Genomic DNA, 18,175 nt, shown 5'->3' on the forward strand with positions numbered 1-18,175 from the left:
CCCCTCTATTATTGCGTATTGATTAACCTTTGCATGACTGCTTCTTTTTCTCGTATAACTTTAGAAGGTACAAAGACATCCGGTTAATGGATACTCTTCGTACCTTCTATTGTCGATTACGCTATGTGTTTATAAGACCTTAAAAATTAACACTTAATACAGGAATGGGAAATTTCACAACCCTTGGTAAAACACATGAGAACACCTGTGATACAGCCAGGGGTACAAAGGCTTTTGCTCGTAATTTTCGGTTCAATCTTACCTGCGGAAGTCTTAATTTGCACATCCAATTCGAAATCATCCAAGTTTGCCATTTGTATCAATCTCCTCTACAAAATGATTTATATAATCATTGAATAAATCTGATAGATTTGCCCATTATCAGCCACTCAATGAGTATACACAAAAATACTATAATTTCCATTAGAACCAATTAAATTACTTTATAACAAAATAATAGTTTGTAAATCTAAGGAATTTATAATATTCGGGTATTTTTATATAAAAAGTACATAAGTTTAAATCTTTATTTTGCCGATACAATAACTAGGGATTAGAAATATGAAATTTATTTTCGGATGTAATTATGGAATTATATAATAAATATGAAAGCAGGATCATAAGGTTTAGAGGATATTTTGGAAAAAAAGAGCCTTTAGAATTGATTCTAAGGCTCTTTCCGAGGTTGGAGGAACATTATATATCGCCTAAAGCGACCGGATTTTTGGGGTTTTGACTAGTCAGAATCGGATTCTATCACACAGCATCAATTGTATACGCACTCTGCTTTCTCACAAATCGCTCCATCCGCTCCAGCGCCTTATCGAGTTGCTCCGGCGCCACCGAATAGGAGCAGCGGATAAAGCCTGCACCGCCTTCACCGAAAACGGTACCCGGTACGACACCCACTCCCATTTCCTGCATGAGCTCTATTGCAAACTGTTCAGATGTAAGTCCGGTACCCGTGATGGAAGGAAAAACATAAAACGCCCCCTCTGGCAAATGGCAAGGCAGTCCGATATCGCGCAGTCCTTGAACGAAGCTGTTTCTGCGTTGCTCATAAGCAGCAATCATCCGGTCCTTTGCCTCAATGCCGTTGCGCAGCGATTCCAAGGCTGCAATCTGCCCGATCGCCGGTGCGCACATGGCCGTGTACTGATGAATTTTGAGCATGGCTCCGATCAGTTCGCCTTGTCCGCAAGCATAGCCGATCCGCCAGCCTGTCATCGCGAATGCCTTTGAGAAGCCGTTGATGACAATCGTCCGCTCCATCATCCCAGGCAGCGATGCAATACTGACATGCTTGCGTCCGTACGTAAGCTCACAGTACACTTCATCAGACAGCACGATCAGATCGTGCTCTTTGATCACTTCAATTACCGGAAGCCAGTCCTCATGCGTCATGACAGCTCCTGTCGGATTATTCGGGTAATTGAGCATTATGATTCTCGAACGCGGCGTCAATTGCGCCTTCAATGCTTCTGCCGTAAGCTTGAATTGCCGGTCAGCCGATGTCGGAACCGGGACCGTCTTTCCTCCATTAATCGAGACAATCGGGGAGTACGCAATATAGCTTGGTACAGGAATCAACACCTCATCTCCCGGGCGGATAAAGGTCCGCAGCGCCAAGTCCACAGCCTCACTCGTCCCCACTGTAACCAGCACCTCGCTGCCCGGCTCATAGCGAAGCCCCCAGCTTTGCTGCAAGTAGCGCGCGATCTCCTCACGCAGCTCCACAATACCGGCATTAGAGGTATACTTGGTAAAGCCCTCATTCAAGGCACGAATACAGGCATCCCGGACATGCTCGGGCGTTACAAAATCCGGCTCTCCTACGCCAAGTGAAATCGTGTCCTCGCCTTTCAGATCAAAAAAAGCGCGTATTCCTGATGGCGGTATATCCCGTACAAGCGGTGTAATCCATTCGTTAGCCATGACTCAGCACTCCCTGATTCTCGTTAGACTTGCCGTTGCCAGCTGTCTTTTCTGTATTCGTATCTTCCACTGAATCTGCGGCTTTTTGAACTTTGTCCAGAGATAATTGAATAATCCGGTCAAGCAGACTGCTGTAAGTCATACCGGCCGCTTCTGCACTTTTAGGCAGCAGACTTGTTTTCGTCATTCCCGGAAGCGTGTTCACTTCAAGCACATAAGGAATTCCGTTTCTTAGCATCATATCCACACGGGCGTAGACACTGCATTTCAACGCACGATAGCTGCCCAGCGCCGCGGAATGTACCCGTTCATGAACCTCAGCTGGCAATTGGACAACTTCTTCCAATGCTCCGCCTTCCTCATACTTGGCTGAAAAATCGAACCAGTCCGAGCCATTCGCCTGAATGCGAATAATCGGCAGCAGCTCCCCGTCTATAACGGCACAGGTGATCTCTTCACCCTGAATAAATTGTTCAATCATGACCTCTGTATCCCAGCGGAAAGCGTCCTCGACCGCTGCCCGCAATGCTTCGCGATTTCTCACAATATGGGTTCCAATGCTGGAACCGCCGGAATTCGGCTTAACCACGACAGGGTAGCCCAGTCTCTCGACCGCTTCAGCAGAATAATCGCTTATGCTGCTCCAGCACAGCCAGTCGGCAGTGGAAATGCCTTCGACGCGAAGCAGCTTTTTCGACAAGTCCTTGTTCATGCAAATACTGCTGGACAATACGCCGCTGCCTGTATACGGGATGCCCATTGTTTCCAGGGTGCCTTGAACGGTGCCATCCTCTCCGTAGGAGCCGTGCAGGGCCAGCAGAGCCAGATCAAGACCTTTTGCTTTCTCGGTCAGCTCTTCGCGGCTCGTGATGTCGATGGGAATCACTTCATACTTGCTTCGGTCCAGATTCGCCAAAATTCCTTTGCCCGATTGAAGCGATACCTCACGCTCTGATGATACCCCGCCCATAATAACTCCGATCTTCATGTTAAGCACCTCTTATCCCAGTAATGTTTTGGCGATTTCGCCGATCATCTTGATTCCTTTGACAATATCCTCATCCGTTACGCGGGAGAAGCCCAGCCGCATGGTGTTCTTGCCCCGTCCATCCGTGAAAAATATATCCCCCGGTGTAAAAATGACCCCCTGCTCCGAGCATGCATCCAGCAGCTTCCGGGTACTGAAACCTTCCTCAAACGTCACGAACAAATGCAGGCCGCCATGGCCAGAAACCTCTGCGAACGGAATATATTCCTTGCAGCTTTGCATCGTTAATTCATATTTGCGCTTATATTCCGCGCGCGCGCGCTTTAAATATTTCTCCAAATTCCCGTTGTGCAAGTATTGAAACAATATAGACTGATCCAATGTGGAGGTATGAATCGTACGCGCTCTTTTCATGCTTTCCAAGTACCCGATCAATTCCGAGTCCGCGAGTACCCAGCCGACCCGCAGGCCCGGGAATAATACCTTGGAGAAGCTCCCCAAATAAATAACGTTGTTGCCGCTGCCCGCCGCGGCCATGATCGGCGCTACATGAGCCCCGCTGTAACGAAGCTCCTCATTGAAGCCGTCTTCAATGACCGGAATCCGGTATTCGTTCATCAGGCGCATCACTTCCTGGCGCTTCTCGGGCGACATGACAATCCCCGTCGGATTGTGGTAAGAAGGCACCAGATAGGCGCAATCATAGGCTTTTGTAGACAATGCCCGTTCCAGCTCTCCAATATGGATGCCATCATTCTCCATTGGAATGCCGGTAATCGCGAAGCCATGCAGCTTCAGATTCTTGATCGCTGTATTATGGGTCGGATTCTCACACAGCACTCTGCCGCTTCGTCTGCCCAGCGCTGACAGCACGATATCGATCCCTTCCGTAAACCCGTTGGTGATCAGAATATCCTTGCCCTTCAAATCGACACCCTTGTGCTCCATATAGTTAAGCAAATAATCGATCAGCGGCTTGTAGCCTTTGGCATAGCCGTAGTTGAGCAGGATATCCCCTTCTACGGACATCCTGTCCATGAATGCCCGCTTCACATTGCCAAGGTCAAACAGTTTCTCATCCGGTGCAATACTTGTAAAAGAAATCGCCCCTCTGTGGGCGCTTATACCGTGCTTCATCAGGTCCAGCTTCTCAGCCAAGCGGGCATGATCGCTAATACGGTCCTTCCAATCAATCCGCAGCGACTGGGCGGCCGTTCCGCCGGAAGCGGCTGCAACAAAGCTGCCCTTCCCCTGAATCACATAAGTAAATCCGTCATCCTCCAGCTCGGCGTAAGCGGAAATGACCGTATTGCGGCTTACCTTCAACAGCCCGCTCAGCTCGCGGGTGGAAGGCAGTTTCTGGTAGGGCTGCAGAGCCCCTTTTATAATTAAACGTTTGACGTAATCTTTCACTTGTATATAAACCGGCCGATCGTCTACCGGCTTAAAGTCATTAAACATCCGAACATCGCCCCCATAGCTATAATGTCACACAATGCGTTATAAAAAAAGAACCACCTGGCTGGATTTTTTATCCGGCTGTGGTTCTAGGGAGATTAAGCTATAAAATGCAAGACTCATGTATTTTTAGTATTTCAATATTCTGGAATAACCCACACGTAAACTATTCCGAATCAAGCATGAAAGTATTTCAGATGCTGGTTATATTCATAACCTATTAAAATTAAAACTATCAGTTAATATCAACCGGAATATATGCTATAATTTACCTTATGGACTGAATAGTGGTGGATATTCAGACCACGGCGCAGCGTCCCGGAAGGGGGTGACGCCGATGGTCATGCTTGTGGCATTCTATGATGTGCTGCGTTGGATCGTGACGATACTGAGCCTAGCGTTTAGTATTCGTAAGCTCTATCGCTGGACTTCTCGTAAAGTGCGCAACAAGCGAAAAACCACCGCTAAATAGGTTGACCGCCTACGGTGGTTTTCGCTTGATCTAAGTTTTTAGACTCACGCGCGCCGTGGTGATCCACAGCCTTTCATGTTCCTGGAAGGAGTCTTTACCGTTCGCAGCGGTGAAGGCTCTTTTTAGTATATGGCAACTTCAGCCACAACTATACAATTGAATAGCTATCTGTAGTATAGCATAGTTCCTGGAAAAAGTTCAATTCAGTTAAACGCTGCTCCTGCACGGTGGTTGTAGCGTTTTAAGACTGAATTCAAAAAAGTTCAAAAGGAGTTTATATGATAACCATGTGCTCATTTGGCAAAAATGATAAAATAGATATACTCATACGACAGCAAAAAGGAGCGTAATGCAATGGCAGCTTCCAAAAAACAATTAAAAACATGCAGCAAAGGACATCAATTTTATAAAACCAGCGATTGTCCCGCATGCCCGGTCTGTGAGCAGGAAAACAAACCTGATAGCGGATTTCTGTCCTTGCTTTCTGCCCCGGCAAGGCGGGCATTGGAGCACAACGGAATCACGACACTGCAGCAGCTTGCCACATACAGTGAAAAAGAAATTTTGCAATTCCATGGCATGGGTCCCGCCTCATTGCCAAAACTCCGAACAGCTTTGGCAGAAAGCGGACTGGCCTTTAAAAGCTAAGGTGTTATAATTTCCGGCTTATTCGTCCAGCTACATGTCTGGTCCATCAAACCGAAATAATCTGCATGCAATTCCGAATTTCCTGAACGGCTGAAGGCTGGCGCCATTCTCTCCGGTAACCCAAACAGGCACAGATTAGCTCTATTCCATGGTAGTCCAGCTTTTTTCTGTAATGCACATGGCCCATGATGCCATACCTCACCTCGTATTTCCTGTAAAGCTCCGCATATTCCGTGCTGCCGAGGAAAGCGTTGAAATATTCCCAGACCGGATGAGGCGTCGGAACTTTGAAATGGGAATGTGACAGCATGTGCGTCACCATAATAACCGGCTTGCCGCGGTATGCTTCCAGCTCGTTCTCCAAACGCTCCTTAAAATACTGGTGCACATCGCGATTGCTCATTCCCCAGTTGACCCAATGGCCGTCATGCCACATCCTGTCCATTGCCTGCATTTGATCAAATTGCTCCGTGCTATACTTGCTGTCCCCCATTGTGTAGTCGTACCAACCTGAGCTCCCAATGACAACCCAGCCGTTATCCAGTTCAAATGGACGCTCGCACAAATTCCCTTCATACGTCTGAAACTGCTTGTACACCTGCCATGTATCTTTAATGCCATTAACCTTGCTCCAATAATCATGATTGCCCGGAACAAACAGTACAGGTATTCCGGATTGAGCCTTAAGCGAAGAAAGGACCGCAAGGCTGCGATTGACATCATTGGAGATATCTCCGGCAATAATTAAAGCGTCAAGCTTGTTCTCATTCGAAACCTCAAGCAATGCTTCTTCTATTGAAGGTCCGTCAGCCGCTTCATTTATATCTACGTGCAAATCCGAAATCACACCAATGTTCATGGCATATCCTCTCCCCATCTTCTTGCCTGAATGATTTCCGGCCCGCCCGTAAGTTTCACAGCAAACGAAAAACCACCGCTAAATAGGTTTCAGAGGCCTACGGTGGTTTCTCGCTAGTAATAACTTTTAGTTTGCTGGCACGCCGTGGTGATCCTTAGCCTGTCAATCCTGAGAGGTCTTAACCACTCGCAGCGGAGGAAGACTCCCTTTTCGTATCCGGCCTCTATGTCCAACTTCATATAATTGAATATTTCTCGATAGTATATCACATTTTCTGGAAGCCTTCCAATTGAGTAAAGACACCATGATGAACGATTGCCATAAAACTCACTGCGTCTGCCGGAGCTAGATTGTAATGATCTGGATGCAATCGCGAATTTCCTGAACCGCCGATTCCTGACGCCATTCCTTGCGGTAGCCGAGACAAGCACAAATCAGCTCTGTACCTTCAAAATTATGCGTTTTCCTGTAGTGGACATGGCCCATAATTCCATATTTGACCCCGTACCGCTGATAGAGCTCCGCATAATCCGTGCTGCCGAGAAAGGCATTGAAATAGGACCATTGCGGATGAGGCATCGGCACTTTAAAAAACGGATGCGTCAGCATATGGGTAACCATAATAACCGGCTTCCCGCTATGCTGCTCCAGCTCCTTCTCCAGCCGCTCATAAAAATAGCGGTGAATGTTCGGATTGCTCATTCTCCAATCCACATACAGGCTATCCTGCCACGTCCGGTCCATCGCATGCATCTGCTCGAACTGCTCGATGGAATATCCCGGCTCACCCATCGTGTAGTCATACCAGCCGGAATTACCGATGACGATCCAGCCGTTATCCAGCGCATACGGTCGCTCAACCAGACAGCCCTCATAGGTCTGAAACTGCTTGTAAATCTCCCAAGTGTCCTTAATGCCGTTGTCTTTGCTCCAATAATCGTGATTGCCGGGAATGAATAATACCGGAATGCCGCTATGCTCCCTGAGCCACTTGAGCACCGCGATACTGCGAATCGCATCATTGGAGATATCCCCGGCGATGATCAAGGTATCCAGCTTGCGCTCCAACACGACCTGAAGCAGCGCTTCTTCAATGGATGGTTCATCCGGCTGCTCATTAAGATCAACATGCAAATCTGATATAACGCCAATATTCACAGCATTCATTCCCCTTCTGCATAAATGTGACAGCTAACCTCATGCCCGGAACCCACTTTCCTTAATTGCGGCACTTCACTTCGGCATATATCCATGACTGCGGGACATCTGGGATGGAAGGCACAGCCGCCCGGAGGCTCAATGGGATTGGGCACATCGCCTTGAAGCACAGCATGCTCCTTGCGTTTATGAACATCAGGGACAGCGGAAAATAACGCCCGAGTATACGGATGAAGCGGTCCCTTATCCGCAACCCCGGCTTCAAAGATCTCCACGATTTTCCCCAGGTACATGACGCCAATGCGGTCGCTAATATACTCCACCACATTCAGATCATGGGAAATGAACAAATAGGTCAAACCGCGCTTTTCCTGCAACTCCTTTAACAAATTCAGAATTTGCGACTGGACGGAAACGTCGAGCGCGGATACTGCTTCATCAATGACAATAAACTTTGGCTCAAGAACTAATGCGGCGGCAATGCCGACACGCTGCTTTTGCCCGCCGCTTAGTTCATGCGGGTACCGGTCCATATAACTGGCATCCAGCCCGACCTGCTCAAGCGTCTCCGAAACGATCTTTCTTCTCTGCAGCTTGTCTCCAATCCGGTGAATGATGAGCGGCTCCTCAAGCGTCCAGCCAATCGTCTTCTTCGGGTTCAGGGAGGAGTAGGGGTCCTGGAACACGATTTGAATGTCCCGCCGCAGCGCCTTCATCCGGCTTTCCGATAGTCCCGAGACCGGTTCTCCTTGAAAATACAGCTCTCCTTCTGTCTGCTTGACGAGTTGCACAAGCATCTGTCCTGTCGTTGATTTGCCGCAGCCGCTCTCGCCAACCAGTCCGAAGATTTCCCCTTCCCGGATACGGAATGAGATTCCGTCGACTGCTCGTACAACCTGCTTTTTTTCCATTAGCCCTTGCCGGGGCAATGGATAATGCTTCGTCAGCCCGCTCACCTTCAGTAATTCACGATTCATCACATGCCTCCTAACCCGCAACGAGATGACAGCGGACAAGATGCTGCTCTCCGGCCTTCTTCATTTGCGGAACCTCTGCTGCGCATATAGCCGTTGCACTCGGGCAACGTCCGGCGAAAGGACATCCCGTCCTTCTCCCTGTAAGCGGAGGGACACGGCCCGGAATCGTATACAGGATGCGCCCGCGCTTGTCTGCGCCCGGCAATGACTGCAAAAGTCCGGCGGTGTACGGATGCCGCGGGTGATCCAGCAATTCTTCTACCGGAGCTTCTTCCACCATATAGCCCGCATACATGACGATAACACGGTCACATACTTCGCGAATTACACCAAGATCATGGGAAATAAACAACATAGCCGTACCTGTCGAATGGTTCATATCCCGCAGCAGATTGAGAATTTGCGCCTGAATCGTAACATCCAGCGCAGTCGTCGGCTCATCCGCGATCAGCAGCTTGGGCTGGCAGATCAGAGCCATGGCAATCATAATCCGTTGCATCATGCCGCCGGAGAGTTGATGCGGGTAGTCCCCGTAGAGCCTGTCCACACGGGATAAACCGACCTTCGCCATCATATCGAGTGCAAGCTGCCTGGCCTCTTTCCTGGACACGCCCAGATGCAATAGAGCCATTTCAGCAATCTGCTTCCCTACAGGCATCAACGGATTAAGAGCCGTCATCGGGTCCTGGAAGATCATCGTGATATCCTTGCCCCTGACCCCGCTCCATTGCTGCGCCGATGATGTCACCAATGATTTGCCGTCCAGCCTGATTTCGCCTTTTGTTATTTTGGCCGTTCCGGGCAGCAGTCCCATTATAGATAATGAAGTGAGACTTTTCCCGCAGCCGGATTCCCCGACGATACCGACTGTCTCCTTCTCGCCAATCTGAAAGGTCATCTGCTGCAGCGCCGGATAATCCTGTTTCCCCAGCGTAAATGCCACTTCCAAATCCCGCATTTCCAGCAGCGAGTTCGTCATGCAGCCGTCCCCCTTCCTAGCTCTTGTTGTCGTACACGTCCCTTATGCCGTCTCCCAGCAAATTGAAGCCGAGCACCATCACCGTAATGACGCTGCCTGTAATCAGCACATACCACGGCGCATTGACAATGAAGGGCTGCGCCTCGCTCAGCATTCTGCCCCAGCTTGGATCAGGCGGCTGTACCCCCAGCCCCAGATAGCTCAGGCCTGCCTCCGCCAGAATAGATCCGGAAAATCGCAATGAAGCAGCCACGATAATCGGTGACGCGATATTCGGGAGGATGTGGTGCACAATAATACGAGTGGCCCCTGCCCCTCTCGCCACAGCTGCTTTCACAAAGTTGAATTCCTTATATTGAATAAATCCGCTGCGCGCAATCCTTGCGAATGCCGGAATACTCATTAAGCCAAGCGCGACAATCGTATTGCCAAGGCCAGGGCCAAATACGGAGACAAGCATAATCGCCAGCAAAATGCCGGGAAAAGCAAGCTTCGCATCCATCAGCCTCATTAATACTTCATCTGTCCAGCCGCCCCGATAGCCAGCAATAGCGCCGATGAACAAGCCAAAGAACAAGCCGATCGCCACCGATGATACGCCAATAAGAAAGGCCGTCTGTGTCCCTTCGACAATCCGGCTGAAGATATCCCGCCCGAAGTTGTCCGTCCCCCACCAGTGGGACGGCTGGGGATGGGCCAGGCGCATCGCCGTATTCATTTCATTGGGACCATACGGCGTGTAGAACAGGCTCATGACCATAAGCATCAGCAGCAGTCCGATCAGACTGGCACCGATGACAAACGGCTTGTTGCGTACTAGCTGCTTCCATTTCATCTCGTTCACCTTTTCAACCGAATACGCGGATCAATGATTTTATAGAGCATATCAACGATAAAATTGATACAGACGACGATAAACGCAATGTACAGCACAAGTGTTTGCAGCAGCGGCAGATCCCGTGTCCCGATGGACGTAATGAGCAGGTTGCCAAGCCCCGGCAGCGCAAATACATTTTCAACTACGATGCTGCCGCCCAGTGTGTCTGCAATGAGCAGACCGACAATTGTCAGCACCGGAATTAAAGAATTCCGCAGCATGTGACGGTACATGATGCTTCGCTCGCGCAACCCCTTGCTCCGGGCCGTACGGACATAGTCCATGCGGGACTGGTCCAGCAGCGTATTGCGCAAATACCGGATGACCACAGCAATACCTGGGATTGCAAGCGCAAGCGCGGGCAAAAACAACGATTTAAGGGCGCCTAAGGGACTTTCATGCCAGGGAACATAACCGTATGTCGGAAAAAGCCTGAAAGTAACAGAAAAAATCAGGATCAGCAGAAATGCCAGCCAGAACGAAGGAACCGCAACGCCAAGCTGTGTCAGAACGGACAAGAACAGCGCTGAAATTTTGCCGTCTCTTCTCGCAATGTAAATGCCGAGGGGCAGACCGATAATCAAGGTCAGCCCCAACGACAGAATGGCGAGCGAGATGGTCACTGGCAATCTCTCCTGCAATATATCCGCTACAGGCCGCTGGTAACGAAGCGAGGTGCCCAATTCCCCGGTCGATGTATCCTTGATCCATGACAGGTACCGCTCTGCCGCAGGACGTTCAAGTCCCATCGTCTTGCGCAGCTCGGCCAGCTGATGTGCATCGGCATCGACACCAAGCACAATCTGGGCCGGATCGCCCGGCAGTACCTGAAAGACCAGGAAAGTAATAACGGATACCAGCAGGACAGTCAAAAAGAGAGCAGCCAATTTCCGGATATAAAATCTCACGCGGCCCGCCTCCGGTTACTTTCCTTCATAATACATGGCGGCAAAATCATATTTTTGAACCGGGTACATCTTGAAGCCCTTCAGCGTATTTTTCATCGCAACGGAGCGGCTAGGGTCCATGATATAAACAGCAGCGGCCTGATCGGTAAGCAGAGTCTGCGCCTGCTTGTACAGCTCAGCACGTTTGTTGACGTCGATCTCCTGGCGTGCTTGTCCGATAAGCGCATCAAATTCGCTGTTGCTGAACTTGAAGAAGTTTTTCGCATACTTCGTCTCATAGCGGCCCAGCACCTCCTGCGGGTCCAGCTTGCCTGTAAGTCCGATGATTGTCGCCTCATACTTGGCATTTGTATAGACGTCTTCCAGCCAGCTGCTCCACTCAATCTGCTTAATTGTGGCCTGGATACCTACAGCCTTTAATTGCTCAGCAATGACCTGGGCTGTATCAACATGGAACGGATAGTTGGACGGCACAGTGATGGTCAGCTTGAAGCCATTTTCATAGCCGGCTTCCTTCAGCAGCTTTTTAGCTTCCTCCACATTATGCTCGTACCGCTTTTCCAGCCCTTCCTGATAGTACATCTTCATGGCGGGGCTCATGTTGGAGCCGAGCTTGACGCCGTTGCCTTCCGCTACCGTCTGGATAATGACATCTTTATCTACCGCATAGTTGATTGCCTGGCGGACTTTAACATCATTAAGCGGCTTGACTGTGTTATTCAGCGCCATTAGCTGAACCATGTTCTGCGGGCCGGATACGATATCGAAGCCGTCTCCAAGTTGAAGCGCTCCCTGGGAAGAGATGCCCGGAACCATATCGATGTCCCCGGATTTCAGGGCCAGCACAGCCGAGTTCGGGTCCGGCATGATTTTGAATTCTACACGGTCAATGGTTGGAGCCTTATCCTTGTCGTAAAAATCATCGTTCTTCTCCAGAACCAGCTGCTGGCCCGGTGTATACGACGCAAACTTGAACGGCCCTGCGCCAATCGGCTTCACGCTCTGTTCCTCATAGTCCTTCGGCACGATCGCAATAATGTTGGCAGCCAGGAAAGCGGCGTCCTTCTCTTTCAGCTTAATGACAACTGTATAATCATCCGGCGTCTCGATCTTCTCAACCGCGGCAAATTTGGAAGATAGCGGTTCTTTCCCGTTCAACCCGGCCAGCTTGGCATAGGAATAGTCAACATCCTTCGACGTCAGCCCGGAGCCGTTGTGGAATTTGACCCCTTGTCTCAATTTGAAGGTATAGGCCAGCCCATCCTCGGATACCTGATACGACTCGGCCAGCGCAGGCACAAGTTCACTATTCTCGCCTGCTTCGAACAGACCGTCGAACACGTTGTCCATCATGGAGCCTGTATCGGTCGCCGCAGATAAGTACGGGTCCAGATTATCCGGTTCTGTTGCCATGGCAACCCGAATCGTGCCGCCTGCCTGCTTGCCGCTGCTAGCTCCCGTGTCCTGAGGCTTCGCATTTCCGGTATTTCCGGCATTACCTTTACTTCCGGTTGTTGGTGCAGCAGAATTCCCTCCAGAGCTATTGCCGCCAGTTCCATTCGTTCCGCAGCCGGAGAGCACAAGCGATGTAATCATCAAAGCAGCCAATACCGTGACAAATGAATTCCTTAACTTCAACAAGAGAAAAACCCCTTCCCAGGTTCAAATGATGAGTTTCATGCCGCCATAAGCCAATTGAATCTGTCCTTGGTAGTTCCTTGATGCTTCTTCAAGCAGCTGGTTCAGCTCCCCGTAATGGGGAAAATGCGTCAGGACAACTTGCTTTGCCCCTGCCAAAGCTGCGATCTCCCCGGCTTCGCCGGCAGTCAGATGCCCGCTCATAATCCCCTTCTGCCAGTCATAAAAGCTGCTTTCAAGGAGCAGCAGATCGGCTGAACGTGAAATGTCAATAATCGACTGGCACCATCCGGTATCGCCGCTGTAGACAAAGGTCTTGCCGTCCGGGGAAGTCATTCTGACTGCACAGCAAGGCGTTTCATGCACGGTCTCGGCGACTTCGAGTCTGACCTGCCCGACCGTAAACGCCTCCCCGATTTGTACCCGGTGCACCCGGACAAAGTCCGGAAAGCGAAATGGCAGCCCGGATAAATCCTCCTCATACACATACACATCAAGCGGCTTCAATCGCTTGCCGGTCTGCATCAGAATCAGTGTGGCAAATTCGAGACTGTATATATCCGCGATATGGTCTGCATCAGTATGAGTAATCACGACCGCATCCAACTTCTCGAGCGGACAATGATTTTGCAGACGGGACAAGACGCCGCTGCCGCAATCCAGCAAAATCGTGCTGTCCCCGCATTCGACCAAATAGCCTGAGGTGGCTTCATTTTTCTCGGGATAGGCTCCCCAGCAGCCGATAACGGTTATTTCCATTGCTAAATCCTTTCCGGCGAAAGCCTGTTTGGGTGGTTCACCATTCGAAGTTGTCCTGAAACGTCTTGAACATCATTTCCATCTTCTCGATATTCACCTTCACCCTGTCCTTCTCCAGATAGGAGATTTCATTAATAAGGGCGTTAACTACCGACAGTGAAGCTGTATAGGAATCGAGGAATCCGGTTGATTTGCCCGCAGCGAAGAGTGTCAGGTCAGCCAGCTTGGTGAACGGTGACAGTCCCGAATCGGTGAGAGCGATGACCTTGGCCCCCTGTTCTTTCGCCAGTGCAGACAGCTTGAGCGTACGTGAGCAATACCGGGGAAATCCACAGGCAAAAACCACATCGCCCGGCTTAATGTAAGACGCGTATTCCGCAACACCTCCTTGAGGAATCAACTCGCAATTGCCGAGCATGTATTTCATGACAAAGCTGAAAAACGAAGTGACCGCAAGCCCCATCCGCCAGCCGGCTACCCAGATATGCCCTGCATCCAGCAGCATCCGTGCGGCCTGGTTCATGTCGGATTTATTTGCCATTGCCATCGTTTCTCGCAGATTGTCCAGCTCCTGTACAAAATGCTGCTCCAACCAGGAATCCTCATGCTGGCTTGTCGAGTGCATCAGGTTCCGGACCGCACGCTGGTCCTTGAGCACCTCCTTGCGCATGTCCTGGAGCATGCCGGAGAAGCCCGGATAGGCTAGTGCCTGGGCCAGACGGTGGACGGTCGCCTCACTGACACCCGACCTCTCGGCGATCTTCTGCGCCGATAGCAATACCGCCTCCTCGGTGTTGGTTTGTATATAATGCGCAACTTTTTTTTGCCCGGCGCTCAGCTGGTCGAATTGCTCCTGAATTTTTTCTGTAATTGTGGACATACGGCTAAATCTCCTTATCTATTTCATTACGGGACGGCCCAGGCAAGACACCACTTCATGGATTCCGGAAATGACCGGCGTATGCGCCAGTTCCTCGATACCGCAGGTTCCATATGGATTGATCAATAGACAGCCCATGCCGATCTGGCGGCTCCCTACGACATCATCATAGTAATTGTCACCCACATACAGGCACTGGTCTGCGGTGACACCCGCTCTGGATAAGGCAAGCCGGAAAATATCGGGGTCAGGCTTCTCCATCCCCACCTCCGAAGAAATGATGATGTCGTCCAGCTCCTCATCCAGCCGGTTGCGGGCCAGCACCTCGCGGGCGGACGTGTCCCAATTCGAGATCAGTCCAATCCGGTAGCCCAGGCTTCGCAATTGATGCAATGTTGGCTTCGTATGCTCGAAGGCACTCCACTCCAGCGGCTGCTCTCTGACGATCGAACGCTGAACCTGCATTACATCATCAATGGGCAGCGCCAGCTGCAGGTTATAATTCAGGGTCCCGATATACCAAGGCATAAAGGTACGGCTGTTTTTCCCAAGAACGCCCTGGAACTGCCGCATAAACAGCTTGTCTGTCTGATGGTAAGCCAGCGTAATTTCATCCATGCTCCGGCTTGCGCCGAGCTGCTTGAGTACCTGCCCATACACGGCTTCCCGGTTCGTCCGCACCAGCGTATAACCGAGATCGAACCATAAATAGCGAATCATGCTGTCATTCACATCTCCCGAATGTAGGATTTTCTTCATCCTCTATTAAAATGTTTCATTTCCTTCATGACTATCATAGAAAGATAGTGTTCGTGCAGCATTAATTAAAATGACAGGTTTGGTAAAGGGAAATTTTATGGGATTAACAATGGATGCCTTGCAGAAAACAGGAGTATCCCAGCGTAATAGATGCCGGACAAACAGAAAATAGAAGAGTTTTTGTGAGGATACACAAGAGAGATCAGGAACAGGCATTTACAAAATGGTAACTTGGCGGTGCAGATTATTGTAAGAACATTGACCAGTCAGATCAGCGCGCGGCTTCAAAAGCAAAAAGAACCCGGTCCTCGGGACCGGGTTCTGAATATTGAAACATAAATTTACTATAATTACAGCCAAAATCTGTTTATGCCATAATTTTGCACACATCGTTGGTGAATGCAACAGGGTCCTGCAGCGGCAGGCCTTCGATCAGCAATGCCTGGCTATACAGTAGGTTCGTGTACAGAGCGAGCTTTTCCTGATCGCTGCCATGGGCATTTTTCAAGGACTGGTACACATCATGGTTGACGTTGATCTCCAGCACTTTGTCCGCCTTCACTTCCTGGCTGTTCGGCATGGCGTTCAGAACCTTCTCCATCTCAATGGTTACATCACCCTCAGTGGAGAGACAGACCGGATGGGTTTTCAGGCGCTTGGATGCTTTGACATCCTTTACTTTGCCGCCAAGCAGTTCCTTCATTGCTTCGAACAGCTCTTTGTTCGCGTCCTGCTCCTGCTCGTCCTTGTCATTCTCATCCGCTTCGATACCCAGGTCGCCGCTGGATACGGACTTGAATTCCTTCTCCTTGTAGGATTGGATCATCTTGACCGCGAACTCGTCAATGTCGTCAGTGAAGTAGAGAATCTCATAGCCTTTATCCAATACGATCTCTGTCTGCGGCAGCTTCTCGATCCGCTCGATCGATTCACCGGAAGCATAGTAGATATACTTCTGATCCTCAGGCATTCTGGATACATACTCGTCCAGGCTGACCAGCTTCTTCTCCTTGGAGGAGTAGAACAGCAACAGGTCCTGCAGCACATCCTTGTTCGCGCCGTAGTCGCTGTATACGCCGTATTTGAGCTGACGGCCAAAGGATTGGTAGAACTTCTCGTAGGACTCTCTCTCATCCTTCAGCAAGCTTTGCAGCTGGCTCTTGATCTTGCTCTTAATATTTTTGGCAATCAGCTTGAGCTGGCGGTCATGCTGCAGCAGCTCGCGGGAAATATTCAGGGACAGATCCTCGGAATCGACCATCCCTTTCACAAAGCTGAAATAATCCGGGAGCAGGTCGGCGCATTTGTTCATGATAAGCACGCCATTGGAGTACAGTTCCAGACCCTTCTCATATTCCTTGGTGTAGTAATCAAACGGCGTATTTTCCGGAATGAACAGGATCGCGTTGTAAACAACCGCTCCGTCTGCGCTAATATGAACATGCTTCAGCGGCTTGTCGAAGCCATAACGTTTTTCCATGTAGAAATTATGGTAGTCTTCGTCCGTCAGCTCGCTCTTGTTCTTGCGCCAGATTGGAACCATGCTGTTAACTGTCTGTTCTTCTTCGTACTCCTCGAACTCGTTTTCACCGTCTTCTTTTGGACGCTGCCCTTTGAAGTCCATTTTGATCGGGTAGCGAATGAAATCCGAGTATTTCTTGATGATAGCTTTCAGACGGTACTGCTCCAGGAATTCATCATAGTTGTCGTCTTCGGTGTTGTCTTTGATGGTCAGAACAATTTCCGTACCTACGGAATCCTTCTCAGCCGCAGCAATGGTATACCCGTCTGCACCCGCAGATTCCCATTTGAAGGCTTCGTCGCTTCCGAGCGCTTTACTGGTTACGGTCACTTTGTCCGCGACCATGAATGCCGAGTAGAAGCCTACCCCGAACTGACCGATGATGTTATGCCCGTCCTTCGCCTCGTTCTCCTTCTTGAAGGCAAGCGAGCCGCTCTTGGCAATAACTCCGAGATTGTTCTCCAGCTCTTCCTTGGTCATCCCGATTCCCGTATCCGACAGTGTCAGCGTACGCTTGTCCTTGTCAGCGGTTACTTTAACATAGTAGTCTTCTTTGTTGAAAACGAGATTGTCGTCGCTCAATGCTTTATAGTAAATCTTATCGATAGCGTCACTGGAGTTGGAAATCAGCTCTCTTAAGAAAATCTCCCGTTGCGTGTAAATGGAGTTGATCATCATTTCCAAAAGACGCTTGGATTCAGCTTTAAACTGCTTTTTTGCCATGAATGGTGCTCCCTTCGAAATTAAAATAGTTATAAAAATCAGACTTGATTAATCGATGATGTTAGCACTCGGAACATACGAGTGCTAAAGGCTAACTTTTTTATAACATATCCCAATTTTTGATGTCAAGGTTAAGCTGATAAAAATGTAAATTTTTTGCCGAAAACATCTGAATGTGTCATCGGAATATGTGATCTCATTCAAATGAGAGCCTTCTATATAGAAAAAAAGAGGGCTCATCGCCCTCTTTGCCTGAATCGGCTGCCGCCCGTTATTTAAATTTCTTCCAGTCCATGCTGCTGTTCTCCAGCAAATATTCAAAGTTCCCTTCCAGCCGCTTTTGCTCGGCCTTCTTGGCTTCTTCTGCCTGTTTGCGTTCCTCTTCTTTTTGCCTGGCCTCGGCCGCCTTCATTTCGTTGGCCTGCGCCTTTAACTTATCCAGCACCTCAGGATTGAGCAAATCCTTCAAAGTAGCCGGCTTGGCCTCTGCAGAGGCGGATGACGAAGCGGGCGCCGCTTTCTTTTTCTTAGCCAATACACTCACCCCTTCCGAATGACTCTTGCTTTCATCGCTTAAGCAGTATTCTAAAGGTATGGTACTGTGCGCAGAGAATAATGTCAATTGGCGCCCAAAA

18 protein-coding genes are annotated in these 18,175 nt (G+C 49.7%); 2 read left to right on the forward strand and 16 right to left on the reverse strand.

The features are described from left to right. Nucleotides 1-146: 146 nt before the first annotated feature. The 4 genes from H583_RS0100280 to pdxR all read right to left on the reverse strand — a co-directional run bounded on the left by H583_RS0100280 (nt 147) and on the right by pdxR (nt 4,384). Nucleotides 147-314 (reverse strand): gallidermin/nisin family lantibiotic, encoded by a 168-nt coding sequence (locus H583_RS0100280; protein WP_028558719.1) that lies wholly within the window; start codon nt 312-314, stop codon nt 147-149. A gap of 442 nt (nt 315-756) precedes the next feature. Then, complete coding sequence (locus H583_RS0100285) at nt 757-1,935, reverse strand: aminotransferase class I/II-fold pyridoxal phosphate-dependent enzyme (RefSeq protein WP_028558720.1); 1,179 nt, start codon at nt 1,933-1,935, stop codon at nt 757-759. Then, on the reverse strand, nt 1,928-2,923 hold the full coding sequence (locus H583_RS31445) for a D-alanine--D-alanine ligase (RefSeq protein WP_081666914.1): 996 nt from the start codon (nt 2,921-2,923) through the stop codon (nt 1,928-1,930). The genes H583_RS0100285 and H583_RS31445 overlap by 8 nt, the downstream gene beginning before the upstream one ends. Before the next feature lie 12 nt (nt 2,924-2,935). Further along, a complete protein-coding gene (pdxR, locus tag H583_RS0100295; RefSeq protein WP_028558721.1) occupies nt 2,936-4,384 on the reverse strand; it encodes a MocR-like pyridoxine biosynthesis transcription factor PdxR in 1,449 nt (482 codons plus the stop codon). 334 nt (nt 4,385-4,718) lie between these two features. Between pdxR and H583_RS37800 the strand changes: the two genes are divergently transcribed. Together H583_RS37800 and H583_RS0100305 are read left to right on the forward strand one after the other, a co-directional pair. Further along, nucleotides 4,719-4,853, forward strand: a complete 135-nt coding sequence (locus tag H583_RS37800) for a hypothetical protein (RefSeq protein ID WP_281170078.1) — start codon at nt 4,719-4,721, stop codon at nt 4,851-4,853. 354 nt (nt 4,854-5,207) lie between these two features. Continuing rightward, complete coding sequence (locus tag H583_RS0100305) at nt 5,208-5,501, forward strand: RNA polymerase alpha subunit C-terminal domain-containing protein (protein WP_028558722.1); 294 nt, start codon at nt 5,208-5,210, stop codon at nt 5,499-5,501. A 46-nt stretch (nt 5,502-5,547) separates the two neighbouring features. On the opposite strand, the gene H583_RS0100310 is transcribed toward H583_RS0100305, so the two are convergent. The 12 genes from H583_RS0100310 to H583_RS0100365 all read right to left on the reverse strand — a co-directional run bounded on the left by H583_RS0100310 (nt 5,548) and on the right by H583_RS0100365 (nt 18,075). Further along, the gene (locus tag H583_RS0100310) at nt 5,548-6,360 is read right to left on the reverse strand and encodes a metallophosphoesterase (RefSeq protein ID WP_028558723.1); all 813 of its coding nucleotides are present in this window, start codon (nt 6,358-6,360) and stop codon (nt 5,548-5,550) included. Between the two features lie 345 nt (nt 6,361-6,705). Continuing rightward, nucleotides 6,706-7,518, reverse strand: coding sequence for a metallophosphoesterase (locus H583_RS0100315; protein ID WP_028558724.1), 813 nt, complete (start codon nt 7,516-7,518; stop codon nt 6,706-6,708). 5 nt (nt 7,519-7,523) lie between these two features. Beyond that, complete coding sequence (locus H583_RS0100320; RefSeq protein WP_028558725.1) at nt 7,524-8,495, reverse strand: ABC transporter ATP-binding protein; 972 nt, start codon at nt 8,493-8,495, stop codon at nt 7,524-7,526. 10 nt (nt 8,496-8,505) lie between these two features. Beyond that, complete coding sequence (locus tag H583_RS0100325; RefSeq protein ID WP_028558726.1) at nt 8,506-9,474, reverse strand: ABC transporter ATP-binding protein; 969 nt, start codon at nt 9,472-9,474, stop codon at nt 8,506-8,508. A 16-nt stretch (nt 9,475-9,490) separates the two neighbouring features. Further along, nucleotides 9,491-10,309 (reverse strand): ABC transporter permease, encoded by an 819-nt coding sequence (locus H583_RS0100330; RefSeq protein WP_028558727.1) that lies wholly within the window; start codon nt 10,307-10,309, stop codon nt 9,491-9,493. Nucleotides 10,310-10,314: 5 nt separating this feature from the next. After that, entirely contained in the window at nt 10,315-11,259 is a 945-nt protein-coding gene (locus H583_RS0100335; RefSeq protein WP_028558728.1) for an ABC transporter permease, read from the reverse strand. Between the two features lie 15 nt (nt 11,260-11,274). Continuing rightward, nucleotides 11,275-12,897, reverse strand: a complete 1,623-nt coding sequence (locus H583_RS0100340) for an ABC transporter substrate-binding protein (protein ID WP_245585808.1) — start codon at nt 12,895-12,897, stop codon at nt 11,275-11,277. A 24-nt stretch (nt 12,898-12,921) separates the two neighbouring features. Then, nucleotides 12,922-13,656 (reverse strand): MBL fold metallo-hydrolase, encoded by a 735-nt coding sequence (locus H583_RS0100345; RefSeq protein ID WP_028558730.1) that lies wholly within the window; start codon nt 13,654-13,656, stop codon nt 12,922-12,924. Nucleotides 13,657-13,693: 37 nt separating this feature from the next. Continuing rightward, nucleotides 13,694-14,536, reverse strand: coding sequence for a MurR/RpiR family transcriptional regulator (locus H583_RS0100350; RefSeq protein WP_028558731.1), 843 nt, complete (start codon nt 14,534-14,536; stop codon nt 13,694-13,696). An 18-nt stretch (nt 14,537-14,554) separates the two neighbouring features. Next, complete coding sequence (locus H583_RS0100355; protein ID WP_028558732.1) at nt 14,555-15,256, reverse strand: HAD family hydrolase; 702 nt, start codon at nt 15,254-15,256, stop codon at nt 14,555-14,557. A 406-nt stretch (nt 15,257-15,662) separates the two neighbouring features. After that, nucleotides 15,663-17,540 (reverse strand): molecular chaperone HtpG, encoded by a 1,878-nt coding sequence (gene htpG / locus H583_RS0100360; protein ID WP_028558733.1) that lies wholly within the window; start codon nt 17,538-17,540, stop codon nt 15,663-15,665. A 271-nt stretch (nt 17,541-17,811) separates the two neighbouring features. Next, nucleotides 17,812-18,075 (reverse strand): YqkE family protein, encoded by a 264-nt coding sequence (locus H583_RS0100365; protein WP_028558734.1) that lies wholly within the window; start codon nt 18,073-18,075, stop codon nt 17,812-17,814. Nucleotides 18,076-18,175 lie beyond the last annotated feature (100 nt).

It is taken from the genome of Paenibacillus pinihumi DSM 23905 = JCM 16419 (genome assembly GCF_000422505.1).
GTDB classification, from domain to species: domain Bacteria; phylum Bacillota; class Bacilli; order Paenibacillales; family Paenibacillaceae; genus Paenibacillus_D; species Paenibacillus_D pinihumi.